General features: G+C 37.6%; 9 protein-coding genes. All 9 read right to left on the bottom strand.

The genetic code is table 11. The features are described from left to right. Position 1: 1 nt before the first annotated feature. Positions 2-1,489: a sulfatase-like hydrolase/transferase gene (locus I600_RS15140; RefSeq protein ID WP_058105400.1), complete on the bottom strand. Its 1,488-nt coding sequence runs from the start codon at positions 1,487-1,489 to the stop codon at positions 2-4. A gap of 165 nt (positions 1,490-1,654) precedes the next feature. Beyond that, entirely contained in the window at positions 1,655-2,479 is an 825-nt protein-coding gene (locus I600_RS15135) for a 3-keto-disaccharide hydrolase (protein WP_082642991.1), read from the bottom strand. Positions 2,480-2,483: 4 nt separating this feature from the next. After that, entirely contained in the window at positions 2,484-3,233 is a 750-nt protein-coding gene (locus I600_RS15130; protein ID WP_058105398.1) for an SGNH/GDSL hydrolase family protein, read from the bottom strand. Beyond that, entirely contained in the window at positions 3,230-4,918 is a 1,689-nt protein-coding gene (locus I600_RS15125; RefSeq protein ID WP_058105397.1) for an FAD-dependent oxidoreductase, read from the bottom strand. The genes I600_RS15130 and I600_RS15125 overlap by 4 nt, the downstream gene beginning before the upstream one ends. A gap of 167 nt (positions 4,919-5,085) precedes the next feature. Then, positions 5,086-7,608, bottom strand: coding sequence for a glycoside hydrolase family 95 protein (locus I600_RS15120; RefSeq protein WP_082642990.1), 2,523 nt, complete (start codon positions 7,606-7,608; stop codon positions 5,086-5,088). A 36-nt stretch (positions 7,609-7,644) separates the two neighbouring features. Further along, positions 7,645-10,416, bottom strand: a complete 2,772-nt coding sequence (locus tag I600_RS15115; RefSeq protein ID WP_209439202.1) for a hypothetical protein — start codon at positions 10,414-10,416, stop codon at positions 7,645-7,647. A gap of 6 nt (positions 10,417-10,422) precedes the next feature. Then, a complete protein-coding gene (locus tag I600_RS15110; RefSeq protein WP_157490910.1) occupies positions 10,423-11,820 on the bottom strand; it encodes a right-handed parallel beta-helix repeat-containing protein in 1,398 nt (465 codons plus the stop codon). A 7-nt stretch (positions 11,821-11,827) separates the two neighbouring features. Next, positions 11,828-12,925, bottom strand: a complete 1,098-nt coding sequence (locus I600_RS15105) for a glycoside hydrolase family protein (protein ID WP_058105395.1) — start codon at positions 12,923-12,925, stop codon at positions 11,828-11,830. Beyond that, positions 12,925-14,877 carry a hypothetical protein gene (locus I600_RS15100; protein ID WP_058105394.1) on the bottom strand — a complete coding sequence of 651 codons (1,953 nt, stop codon included), beginning with the start codon at positions 14,875-14,877 and terminating at the stop codon, positions 12,925-12,927. Before I600_RS15100 ends, I600_RS15105 begins: the two co-directional genes overlap by 1 nt. Positions 14,878-14,887 lie beyond the last annotated feature (10 nt).

Genomic DNA, 14,887 nt, shown 5'->3' with positions numbered 1-14,887 from the left:
GTTATTTAGTTTCTTGATCCCATAACCTGAATGGATCTCCGTAATTTTCCATTTCCTCTAAAAGTAATTTTTCCATTTCTGCCAACTTAGCTGCGTATTTTGGGTTTTCTGCCAAGTCATTTTGCATTTCTGTAGGTTTACTATGTTCTGCTATATATTCATTAGGATTTTCCGCAAGATTGAACAATTGTGTCTCACGAACCTTACCGTCTAAAACATCATATTTAATTAATTTCCAATCCCCTTTTTTTACGGTACGCATACCTGGTTTTGAACCGCCAGCATACACGCCGTACATGACATCCCTAAGGCTTTCTTGCTCTCCCATAAGAACAGGCTTAAAACTTTTCCCTTGTACCGTTTCCGGTATTTCTATTTCGGCTAATTCGCACAGGGTTGGCAAAATATCGGTCAGATATATATTACCCTTAACACGCTGATTTGCCTTTATACCAGGACCTTTTACAATTAATGGCACCCTCCATGAATGCTCATATAAATTCTGCTTCCCCATTAAACCGTGACGCCCAACCGCTATACCATGGTCAGAAGTATAAATAACATAGGTGTTATCCAATTCTCCCATAGCCTCTAATTTATTTAAGACCTTGTTCAATTGAATATCAATATTTTCTGAACAGGCATATTCCCTCCCTATTTCGTTTCTAACGGTTTGCTCATCCCTGTTTTTCCAAACACCACTAACATTTTCTTCATCACGTAATTCTAAATGCCCATGATGAAAAGGGTGGGCATTTAAATAATTTTCTGGTAAGGGTGGTTGATTTTCATTTGCAGGCGGAAGATTGTTCTTATCGGTATGATTTGTTGCACCATACTTTGCCAATAATTCTGGCGTACCGTCCCGAATATCATGTGGATGCGAAAGACCAAAATAAATAAAGAACGGATTTTCGTCTGCTGTTTCTTCCCTACCGTCTAAATAAGTCAATACTTGATCAGCGTGCCAAGCACTACCAGACTCTTCTGTTCCTCCGCGTTTTGTAGCATCTTTCACCACGGTAAACTGTTTGTTCGCCTTTGGATATGAATTTCCCTTTTTACATGTGCGCATGGTGCTGTACCCTGCCCTATTGAAAATGGCACCAATGGTGTTTTCCTCTAAATTTTCAGGTGCGTTAGGGTTGATGTATCCTTGCATAGATGGTAAGCTCCAAACCGTTCTCCCACTCATGATCATATGTCTAGATGGGGTACAAACCGCACCCACCATAGCCCCCATGTGTCTGGCATCATCTACTATTAAACCATCTTTTGCCAATTTGGTTATCGTTGGGGCATCTAAAGTTGAAGTAGAATCGTAAAATTTAAAATCGAAAGGAGATTGATCATCTACCAGAACAAATAAAAAGTTAGGTTTCTTTTTTACCTCAACCGGTTTATTCTTCTCTTTACCCTTACAACCAAGACCAACTATAGCTATTAAAAAAACTACGATTACCTTGCTCAAAACTCTGTCTTTATTCATTCTTTGATTTCATTTAATTTCATCAAGATCTGTCCCCTAGTTCAACTTACCAACAACAATAGAACTGCTGAATTATGGATCTTATATCGACGTAATTTTTAATATAGCTATGCGATATAATTTATAGTTCATTCCATATAAATTATAAGCATTTATGAGTTACTTTTAATTTAGAAATTTTTCAATTGGAATAACCTTATCGAATTCTTTGATTTCTATGTTTCGATAAAATATTTCTGCCGTTTCCGATTGAAAACCGATGATACCTTCCTCCACCGAAAGGTTAGTGCCCATATTCACAATTTTACCATTTAACTTGTGAATGGTATATACATTGCCCATTACAATAATTTCGCACTGATTCCATTTTCCGTTCAAGGCATTATATTTGGGAGATGCATACCCATAAATTTCATTTTTCATATTACGCATTTCCTTACCTCCATCTTTGGGCAATAAAAATGTTTTGCCATCTTCAGTAGCTGTCCAATCTAAACTTACACCAGCACCCCAAAAATCGCCTGTATGGTTTCTTTCGGTAATATGGTTATATCGAACCTGATATTCCAAACCCTTAGGCCACACTTTATCATCAAAAACATGGTAATAGCAGCCCGCATCATACTGCCATTCATCAAAATTATTGGTGATTTTCTCTCCCCATTTATATTCAAACCTAAGTATGTACTTACTATACTTCTTATTAGTATAGAATAAACCATGAGTGGCATTTTCTCCCGTGTTTAGATTTAAACTATCTGGCATATCCTTAAAAACATGTACCATACCATCTTCTATAGCGTATACTTCTTTTGCCATGATACTATCACCTTTTTTTAATTTGAGATGCCAGCCATCAAAATTTTTACCATTGAACAGTTGTACAAAACCTTCCTCTAATTTCTTGTGATATTGCCCATTGATGAAATTCACATTTACCATTAATATGAGCAAAACAAGTAGTAATTGGCGCATTCTCCTTTTTTTCATTTTATCAGTTTTTACTTGGTCTATTTATACTGTTGTATTCATTATTTATAAAATCCTGAAGGACTGCAGGATACGTATCTCCCATAGCTGTTCCTCTACCAACCATTCCGCTGCCATAGGTAATAGAATCGCCTAAACAAATAATCTTTTGTGGATTTTTCAATAACAGGTTTTCCTTTAAATATCGAAATACAAATTCTCCAATAAACCGATAGCCCAATGCCGTAGGATGCACGCCGTCCGCAGCTCCACTATTGCTACTATTCTTAAAAAATAAATCGCTGTTATGCTTGGGCAAATTCATATCATTAAAAACCTGAAATAAATCCAAATAATGCACCGATAATTTTTTTGCCACATGATGAACCCTATTTCGTGCACTATCCAACTTCACATTAGGCGATTCTTTAAACAACTTCTTATCATGTCTTTTAAATAAATAGACAGAATCTGCCGGTGGAGATGTCATAAGCACAACGTTACTTTTCATTTGCTTTATGCGTATGACAATGCGCTCTAAATAATCCTCATACGCGTGATATGAAACCAACTTTTTAGAATTCAGCATATCATTTGTACCAACCATTACTATCACCAAATCTGGAGATTTAATCAATACATCATCATTTAATCTTTCTAAAAGATCTACTGCAGTATTACCTCTCACTCCTGCATTTATTACTTGAGCATAGGTTGATATTGAAGATGTAATTAACAATATGATGAAAACAATATGTCCTGTACTTATTCTCATTTAGCTTCATCATCTGGTCCGTGATATTCCAACACCTGGCCGTCTTTAATCAATTGCTGCTTTAAAGCAGAATATGCAACATCATGAATATTTTTCTCCCCATCTATGGCCATTCCTGCCAAGGTACCGGCACTCTGACCTAAAATCATAAATACAGGCTCCATTCTTATGGACCCAAAGGCAATATGCGAACTAGAGACTGCAGCAGGAACCAATAAATTTTTACATTCTTTCTGCTTTGGCAATATTGTACCTAAATGTATTTGATAGGGAGCGTCTGGCTCTATACCCAAATCACCTTCGTTTTGCACATAGCCTTCTTTGGTTATATAGCGTTGAACGTTATGTGAATCCATGGCATAGGAGCCCATACCTATAGGTTTTAATACTTTCTTTTTTCCAAGTATCTCATTATCCGTCATGACAAATTCCCCGATCATCCTCCTTGCTTCGCGAACGTAAATTTGGTAGGGCCAATGACCGTTGTCCACAAACTCATCTTTGGCAAGACCCCACTTTTTTATGCTTGTCCTAAACCGTTCTGGCACACTTTCATCATGACCCCAGAAATAAAGCAAACCTTTGTGATAGTCTATATGCTCTTGTAAAATTTCCTTTCTCCTTTCATAAGATGCTTCCGGATAGTCATAATTCATTCCAATATTATCAGAGCTGAACGGTCCTACGTTATTAACATCGCGCTTTTTATTGGGAATCTTGCCCCCTCCGAACATGGAATATCTACCACCTTCAAATACTCTTCTCAGCAATTCATATTGTGCTGGATCATAATTCTCAGGCTTCTCAAAAGGAACCACATTGCCTTCTGCGTTAGTAGTGCATAATCTATAATTATAAGCCTGCACCCCTTCATCTCCTGAACCATTTTCACCCGGTGGTGCTGTTGATATCCTAGGAAGTACTCCACTAGTAGAATCGCCGGGTATTACATACGGACTAATATTCAACTGTTGAAAGTTGTGGCTGTGGTGGTAAATTCCTTTTTGTACACCGTTCCATTCCTCACCATAAACACTATTAGCTTCTCTACCAACGTGGTAATTTACACCTGCGGCAGCCATTAAATCTCCTTCATAAGTGGCATCAACAAAAATCTTGGCTTTATAATTCTCCCCGTTCAGCATGGTAATAGATTTGATCACTCCGTTCTCGACTTCTACACCTTTTTCCCTATCTAGCCATTTATTGCGATGTATGGTAATGTTATGCTCCCTTACAAATTGCTCAAAAATTTGTTCAGCAACATGGGGCTCAAATGTCCACATGGTCTTGAGCTCATCATCTATGGCGGTGGTGCCTTGCCCTTCATTACCATATTCCTCTCTTGGTTGCCAGTTCCAAGCTTCTTTATTCTGGTAGTGTTTGTATACTTCTTGATAAAACTCTTTTGAAATACCCCCAATGACTTCCTTATTTCCCAGATCGGTAAATCCTAGTCCGCTAGATGAGAGACCGCCTATATGGGTTTCCGGACATACAATAATGACCGATTTATTCATTCTTGCCAATTGTACCGCTGTAGCAATTGCTGCAGATGTGCCACCATAAATAACCACTTCTGCATCTATATTCTTTTCATTATTTGGTGCGCATGCTATTTGGATCAGCAAAAATGCACAAACAATGGACTTGAAAATTGAAGTGTTCGATAAAAAATTCCACATAGGTAAGAATGAATTAAAAGTTGTTGATTATTGATCTATACAAGTTTATTCTTTATTGAATAAAACATGTATCTCTTATTATTCAACTTCTATAAATTATTGCCTATTATGCCTAGAAATAAGGTTTTTAAGTAATTGCAAAGCAAACCTGATTTTAATTCATAAAACTACTTGGCAAATAGCATAACTTCTTGCCCAACTTTTGTAGCTAAGTCATATAAGAATGTAGGTTTTAAAATAAGCTCTTCAGGATTTGTTATTGATATGACGGGCTTTTTAATTTGTGGCACTTGATAAAACGGATTCACGTTTTCCGTGGTTGCAACTTTAAATTCATTACCGTTTTGATCCTGCAATTTGTCATACCCTCTTACACGAAGGTTTCCGCCTAGATTAGATCGGATTATAGCTTTTACAACTCTACCATCTTTCCATTCTAACTCCTTGATTTCAAAACCTCCCCTAGCCCGAAGACCCATTACCTTGCCCTTTCCCCATATATCTGGTAATGCAGGTAATAAGTGAATTGCCCCATCATGACTTTGAACCAACATCTCCGCTACACCAGAGGTGAACCCAAAATTACCATCAATTTGAAATGGCGGGTGAGCATCTAGCATATTGGCATAAGTACCTCCGCCTTTAGGCGAGTCTGGTCTGCCAACTAATTTTATTTGATCGCCCATTAATTTATAGGCATGGTTGCCATCTAACATTCTAGCCCACAAATTAATTTTCCAATTCATTGACCACCCGGTAGATGGGTCTCCCCTTTGAATCAAAGTATTTTTGGCACCTTGAAATAACTCCGGATTTCTATAGGGCGATATTTGATTTGAAGGATATAAACCGTACAAATGAGATACGTGACGGTGATCATCGATGGGGTCATCTAAATCTTGCATCCATTCTTGAAGCTGATGATGTTGACCTATTTTCATTGGAGGTAGTTTCGCTAAAGCCCACTGCATTTTAGATACCATTTTATCATCTACCCTTAGTAATTTTGCCGCTCTTATTGTTTTTGTCAACATATCGAACACCAATTGATTATCCATGGTAGTACCTGCCGCGATAAATACATTTTTAGAACGGTTTTTGGGTCCATGTTCAGGGGATATCGAAGGTGAAATTACCAACCAACCATTTTCAGGTTCTGGAGTTAACATACTCAAACAAAACTCAGCGGCACCTTTCATAGCTGGATAAACCGTTTTTAAATACGCTACATCACCACTAAATTCATATTTATCGAATAAATGCTGACTTAACCATGTTCCGCCAGTTGGCCACATTCCCCAAGTTGCCCCATCTACAGGACCGGTAATTCTCCATAAATCTGTATTGTGATGGGTTACCCACCCATCTGCACCGTACATAACCTTTGCGGTTTCTTTTCCCGTTACTGCAAGATCTTTTACCATATCAATTAATGGCTCATGCATTTCAGATAAATTGGTAACCTCAGCAGGCCAGTAATTCATTTCTGTATTGATATTTACGGTATAGGCACTTTTCCAAGGTGGTACCAATAGGTTGTTCCATAAGCCCTGTAAGTTGGCCGGCTGACCACCTGGTTGCGAAGATGAAATCAATAAATACCTGCCAAATTGAAAATACAGGGCAACTAGCGATGGATCTATACCGGTACTAAATTCTTTTATTCTAACATCAGTAGGATTTTTTGCCGCATCTGTACTACCTAAATGTAATGAGACCCTATTAAAATACTTTTGGTAAAAATTTGAATGACGGCTTAACAATTGATCATATTTTTTAGAGGATACTTTAGCCAAATAATCTGTTGCCTTTTTATGAGCATCTGCACTTACATCATTGTAGTCCACAAAACTTGTAGCTATTGAAATGTACAGCATCACACTATTTGCATTTGTTACCTTTAATTCACTTGCCGTTGAAACTATTTTTCCGCCTTCCGGAACAATTTTTATTCTGGTATCAAATTCTACTTCACCTTTAACCGGCTCAGACTCTTCTGGCAAACGCTTGTTCTTATTATCACTACCAAAACCTGTCATGACCAAAACATCACTGTTTTCAGTAAACAACCTAACTTTAGCCGGTTCTGGGCGATCCATAGTTGCCGTAAAACTAATTTGAGCTTCTTTATTGGCTGTTAACCTCATTACAATGACCTCATCCGTAAAAGAGGTAAAAACCTCTCTTTTAAATTCCACACCATTGACCGAATACATGGTGGTATTCACTGCATTTTCAATATCCAATTCCCTGTAGTAATTGGTGTAATTTTTTTGGTCTTTAAAATTCAACCTTAAATTCCCCACCGTTTCATAGGGCATGCCATGAGAGGTTTTTGAAATAAAATCGCGATTAGCGATACCGTGAGCTTGATCATAGTCTTCTTCAAAAATGAGTTGTCGTATATTGGACAAAGATTCTTTTGCCCTTGGATTATCATTACGGTGCGGACCGCCAGCCCATAAGGTACTTTCGTTCAATTGAATATTCTCGTTAATGGGATTCCCAAAAACCATAGCCGCCAAACGACCGTTACCAATTGGCAAAGCTTCATTCCAATCTGCCGCTGGTGCCGTATACCATAGTTTAAGGTCAGATTCAGTTTTTTGAGCCTGCATTAAAGCTACCGTCCAAAATGCCATTAAAAAACATAACGACATTAATTTCAAGGATTCTGGTTGGTTTTTCATTTGACTTCTTTAAATATCTACACTACAATTTTTATACTATTCAATACCAACCGCCCTAAAACCACCAACTTTGAACTGTTGACTCTTGCCATTTTGGGTAATACTTACAGGAACTTCATTATGTAAATACAGTTTACCATCTTTCAGTTCTAAAACCACATTACCTTTTTCAACTGAAGCAATCACTAAATCTTTTGTTTTCAATTGTGTACCATTGCCCATAAATAGGACTACATTCTCATTTTTCTCTGTACCAATCAATGCATACGTAGCATTTGTACTTACTTCACCATAAGTTGCTGTTTGATTATTGACCGTAGAGAACACCAAATCTTTTCTTCCAGAGGTATGTGTAATATTTAATCCAACAAAACCTTTACTGTTATTTTGGTCTTCAAAACTTGAAATCTTCTCTATACTTTTTCCTTTGGAAGATGTAAAAGGTTCATATACCGACACAAATGGATGCTCCCAAGCCTCGCCATGTTGTCTTGCCGTCAACGTTAAATAAGGGGCTTTATCTACATCATATGGTAAACCGTGGTTACCCTTAAATCCTTTATTAGGTGGTGATTTAATGGAGAATACCTCACGACCTTCTGTACCTTTCATCCAAAGGTTCATGAAAATATCATCTTCACTATCTGGCATATCTATTTTCCATTCGGCTTGATAGTCGTCTTCTAACTTTACGGATTTTTTATCCCACATATAATCTAGCGCGTACAAATGTCCGCCCGCAAAGCCCATTTCCTCACTGGGTAAAAGTGTTAAGGGGTTTCCATCCGCATCCATCACCTTCATGGTCTGACCCAAATTATGGTAGTAATAGTCATGAAATTTATCACCCTTGCGTTGCTTCTTCGAGCGAAAAATATCAACGTAATATCCTGTTTCCTCACCTGTTTTTACAATACTTACCAAACGTGATTGGTCGCTTTGCGTTTCGGGCTCCAAGAAATAGACATCAGAATAGGTAATATCTTTGTAATACCCCTCTTTCTGTCCTGAAATTGGGTATTGTCCCATCAAATCAAATGCATGATAGCTGAGCATTTCGGTATAGGATGATACACCATCTACCATGACCGTATTGTGTGCCGGAAATTGAGAATAAAACTCCAAATACACCGGTTGTAAATAGCCAGCTCCTTTACCTGGATCAGAACCTTGTACCAATCCTTTTCCGTACAATTCCATGTTAATTCCATTTGCATGCATGTGATTTCCCAGTGATGCATTTAAAGAAACCATCATTCCGTTTTTGCCCTTACCCATGCGCTGTACGTGCCAACTTACATTAGGAGCATAAAAGGTTTGGGTAATATAATCGTCCAAATTTCCTTTTTTGTATTTCGGATTGATTTCTAACGGTTTACTGGCAAAGAACGAACTTATATCGGCTCTTTGCTTTTTCTTTTGCCCTGCTTCATTATCCGCAAATAGGCGGTACATTGCGGTAAATTCCTCTTCTAGCTCTACATTATTATTCTTCTGGGCAATACGGATCATATCGTTCATTGGTTCTGAACTCAGCGGACCATAATAACTATCACCAAAGGCAACCGTTTGCCCATTAGGAAATAGATACTGTGGCAGCATTTTTACCGCATCTTCCATTATGGGCATGTATGGTAAAATATTATGATCAAAGGTATTATTGAAGTCTTCTACAAAGTGGGTTAAATCTTTGGTGACACCCATAGAATACCCAGGACACTCTGCCCAAACTCCATTTTCCTTATCATAACCATAATCCATAAATTTGATCAACGACCATTGACGAGCAGAGGTTACGTTCAATATATAATCTATGTAATATTCCCTGCCTTTTTTGTCTTCATAGAACCGGTCATCTTGCAAAACCATTGCAGCTTTCAATATGATTTTTGCTTGGTGTAAATTCCAATTATTCTGCGGTACACCGTTCTTAATGATCTGGTCTGTCCAACGTTTTATGGTTTTATCGTACATGGCAATATGCTGCGGATATTTTGCTTCTATATACGGATGTAAAAAATCATAGAGTTCAGCTATTTCAATCAGAACATTTTCATGTATCACCTGAAAATTAGTAAAACCTACAAGGGTCTGTATGTGACCGTTCAACAAATCTATGGGCTCACTTCTATATGACATGCCCTCCATATATTTATGAAAAACATCGAAGGAGAATTTAGCATACTCCTCTTCATTTTCTAACCAATTGATGAAGGCGGCATCACGTGCAAGACCTATTATTTCTTCGTTTATCGAGTAGATAATTCTACCGGTCTTAGCAGGGTGTACCCACTCAAATGGTTTGCCCTCTTTACTTCTATTGGGCAAATACAATCCCCTTGGGTCATCCATATAAGGCAAAATATCTTCTAAATTAGGTTTACCATAGGGAGTGGTATAATCTCTTGCTCCTACAAAACGAACCGTAGGCACTGGTGCTTCACCATCGGCATGTGAATAATTTACCCCGTTTACATAAATGTTGGTCGCCTTGGTTTTCCAATGCATTTGCAGTCTTGAAACCATCCACTCCGGATCTGATTGATGGCGCTTTACATGAGTATCAATTCGATTATGAATGCCCTGTAACACCTCTTTTGCCCAGGTTTCTTTTTTAATGGTTTTTTGAAGGTCTTTTTTCTCGTCTTGAGTAATATACAACCTTGGATAGCCTTGTTCTAAATTGGTCGGTAGTGGTATCTTTTCAGTACTCTGGGCAAAAGATATTGAGATACATCCTATTAGAACATTGGTACATATTACTGCTCTACTTTTAATTTTCAGCCTTTTTATAATTGTAAACATCATTGGATTTTATTTGGATTTTGAAACCTTAACCACTTCACCTTCACTTTTTATTTCGGGATTTTTGGTACCAGGAAATAAAAGTACTTTCGCTGCAGTTTCATTCTCTAATTTGATATCAGTGGCATGCATGACCGCATTTTTATTGAAGTTGCCATAGCCCTCCCAAACCGATAATTTTATCTCTAAATTTTCTGGTATGTAAGCTGGGTCTGCCGTTTTAATTATTACTTCATGCCCCGTACCATTAATTTTCGCCAATAGATTATTGGCCAAGCCATTTCTGCTATCTAAAATATTCATTTCTACATATGCCCCTTTGGCATCTGTATAGGGTACGCAAAATGCTTCTGCATATTTTGCATCTGCACTGCAATTAATTACTGTATCTGCATTACCTATGTTATATCCGGTAGCTACGCAATTGCGTACTACACAATCAATAATTTTATCGCCAGATGTGCTTAAACCCGTGCAAATACCTCTTCGCATTTGCGTAACCGTACAATTTTTTACTGTTGTATTCAAGGTTTTATGACCGTTGTATTCCGGATACATTCGGATTCCGTCTTCGCTTAAAGAAATAATCTCATTTGGCAGAATTTTGCCATCTCTACCTATAATTGTTCCTTCAACATAACCGGGTTTATGTTCATGTTTTGGCTTTAATGCGTAAAAATCCCTATCAAAAAGATAACCTGAAGTTTCCTTAAGAATGGCATTTGTTGTTCTAAGTAAACCGTCTACATGGCAATCTTCTATCAACGTATTCTCTGCACCTTGTAAAAAGATGGCATGCCCCATGGCTCTCATATGGACTGTACAACCTATTAATTTTGCATTTTTTGCGGGATAACCTACACGAATACCGTTCATTTTTCGAACATCACCCCCACCTAAACCATATAAACTTCCATAGCCCCATGGACTAGATCCTGCCGTACGGATTTCTATATCTTTAAGGGTAACATCATCACCAACTACATTGAATATTTTATTCTTGCTCTGCTTACCTGGTGTATCTCCATAGGTTTCAATATACAAACCTTCAAGCGTGACATTTTTACCAGAAACCTCAATGGCACAATACATGTCATTACCATCATTACTAGATTCTAGATCATTACGACTAAACAATTTTGTATCGACCATAAATCTTGCCCCGGTAAGGTCAAAGTAGCTGTTATTACCTGTAAACTCCATAAACCTAATTTTCTTAGCATCATCTATCTGATAATTGCCTGCTGCCAGTTTTACCTTTACATTGTCCTTATTCAAGTACTTTTTGAATTCAGAAAGTGTTTGTACTTCTATGATCTCCTGTTGGTTATCTACAACATAGATCATAAACGATGTTGTTATCGCAAAAACCGATAATAGAAATAGAACCTTACCTATTAATTTCATGTGTGTATTATTTATTATCTGTTAGTGGTATTACCATATTCCATGTTTTTGTGCCATTACCAAATCCTCCTGGACCATCCATTGTGGCAAAGAAAATATGGGTTGGCTCGCCATCTTCAACTAAAACAAACGGTCTTTCCAACTGACCTTGCTCAATAGTTTGTCCGTTATTCCAAGTTACTTCTCTGGTATATGCCAAGGGATTTTTATCCAATGCCCATTGAATTCCATCTTTAGAATGTGCTAGCACCCCACCATGATACCCATCTGTAATTGCACCCGTCATATCTTTCGCTATCATATGAAAACCATTATCATCGCTCCATACATGTGGGTCTTCCACTTCCCCAAATTTATATGCCGAGAAAAGTGGTTCATTACCAACAACGCTATATTTTTCATCAAAAGAATCTGCCGTAGCCACACCTATAAACTGGTCAGTGTGCGTAATTTTATCTTCTCTATAGCTTCGACCTTTAAATAACAATACCACAGAACCATCTTTTTTAATCAATGGCGAAGGATTTGAAGTAATATAGCTGTAAAAAGAATCTGGTTTTACATCTAAAATTGGAGTGTCTAACCGTTTCCATGGTCCATTTGGACTCTTAGAAGTGGCTAAACCTACCCTTTTACCCCATCTACCGGCTATGCACCATTTGCTATCTAATGTTAGCGCATCTGAATTTTCTTCTGTCAACTCTTCAAACGGATGTGTAGATCCCATATAATAAAGCAAATAATTCTCTTTATATTTCACAATCTTTGGATTATGACAAGACCTACCATCCCAATACTGTGCACCCCTAGCTCCAAGCGCAACATCTTTAAATTCATAAGGACCTTCAGCTGAATCTGAAACGGCATGTACAATTTCAGAAGCGATCATCCACCCAGGATGAAACTTTAAATATTTTGGCCATCTTGAAGCATACATATGATATTTTCCATCTTCTCCCTTTATCACAGAACTTCCCCAAACCCAATAATCTTCCATAATGAGTCCGCCTTCAACTGGTGCTACACCCAATTTATCTAAAATATTGTTTTGGCTATGAACTATAGAAACGAGTAAACAGCATATTACTAAAAGTCTATTTCGCATTATGATATTGGTGTAAATTTGATGGTCAGAATTCCCTCAACACTAGGTTCAGTAAACTCTATTCCAATTTTATAAGCAGGACCACCTTCCCTTAAATGTTCCACTGGTACTTTTTCATCTTTAATGTGAAATTCAAAACCTTTGCCCTTAATCTCGGCTTTTACTTGCTGGTTGGCCGTCTTTAAAATAACGGTTTTACCATCTAAAATTTCATACTCGTTTAAAGTCATTATTGCCGATCCAAAACTAACAGGCTCCGTTGCTACAAAATGATCTTCAATAATAATGGTGCCTTTACCAGACTTATTATTTGTTACCGTCCTTTCCAAGGTTTTTAACATTGGTAATTCATAGGCAGGTAAAATATCCATAACCACCTTATCTATTTGATCACTGAAATCTGTTTCCGTAATAATTCCCTTAAATTCAATTCCGTTAGACTGTAAGGTGTTGTTGACCATGGGTACGGGATGCCCCCAAGAACTTCTGGCTTTATTATCCGGAGAAAAAGATCCTGCCCTATATGATGGCGCACCTATGTCTCCTGCTATAATTTCATCGTTCAATACCAGGCTATATGTACCCACATCACTATGATTGTGATTTTCGGCATTATGACCTGCTTTTAGGGCAATTGAAAATGGAATTTCCTGTTTTCCCCTTGAAATGACCATTCCAAAATCATTGAAGTATGTATGATCAGGTAATTTCGATGGTTTCGATTTTTCAACAACTTGAAACATTTCCGGGTATTGCCAAGCGATCAATTGCTCTGCTGCTTCCTCCATTCTTATTTCGGTCGGTGGAATGGCACCATAATGCTTTGCAGATAAAACATCGGCGAAATTACTACCCTTTCTTGAGATGGATGAAACCCCATCTGAAAACGGAGAACAAACATTTTTCTGAATTTCAAATCCTTCGGGAAAATTGCCAACATTCTCCATTTTTTTCGCATTATTGAAAATAAATAAATCTATACTTCCATTGGTATAATCATGTAATATTTGAGCCAAATACAAATAATGCCCAAAGCCATAACCCCAATATCCCAAACCTTCTGAACAATACCCATCATCACCAAAACCGCTTAAATAATACGCCATGCTATTAAGCGCAGCACCTACAGTTGCCAAACGCTTCTCATAACTTTCTGAACTGGTGATCGTGGTCAACACCGTGCCACTGGTACAAACGGAATTCCAATTACTGGTACTCTTTATCCACTTATTATTCTCATCTAAATACTTTGTACTTTTTAAATAAGAATCCGTAATACGTCTTTGCAACTGTTTATGAATTTCATCTTGTAATGACTTAGGCAATTTATCTTCCAACAAATTTTCAGCCAATGCCAGTACACCCCCAAATTTTCGTGCACCCAAGTCAATGGATATTCGCCTACCTTCTAAAACTCCGTTTTCATCATCATCATGATTAGGGTGCAACCATGATTTCATACTCATTATAGCTTTGCTATACGTCTTGATCTGTGGTAAAAAACGTCCTTCGTTCTCCAGACATTCTGCAAGAATAAAGCGTTCTAAACGATCCATAGTTCTGTAATACCTTGGTTTGTAAATACCCCGGTTACCTTCTTTATTGGCAAGTCTATAAATACTGTCCGTAATGGGTACTTCGGGTTTTTTATCTAAAAGCTCCAATGCCTTCGTCAAGTATTCTTTACCTGAGCTCGTTTCTGCAATACTTTTCCAATACGCCCTATTCGATATTTTAGGCGCTGGCTGAAATGCTTCTCTTGGCATTATTTCTTTAAGCATTGCCAATTGCTTGTCAGTAGGATAAATAGTGTCTTTATCTGCAAGATCCAAATAAGCTTTGATATCCAACTTTTTAACTTTTGTCTTTTCTTGACCCGTACAGGAATTTAAAATGATAAGTGATAAAACCAAAATAAGTGCATATACTATGTGTCGTTTACGTTCTTCCATATTCGCATTA

Origin of the sequence: Maribacter dokdonensis DSW-8 (assembly GCF_001447995.1) — a bacterium.
In the GTDB taxonomy this organism is placed as follows: Bacteria; Bacteroidota; Bacteroidia; order Flavobacteriales; family Flavobacteriaceae; genus Maribacter; species Maribacter dokdonensis.
The sequence above is the reverse complement of the archived record's forward strand: the minus strand, read 5'-3'. Positions and strand labels throughout refer to the sequence as shown.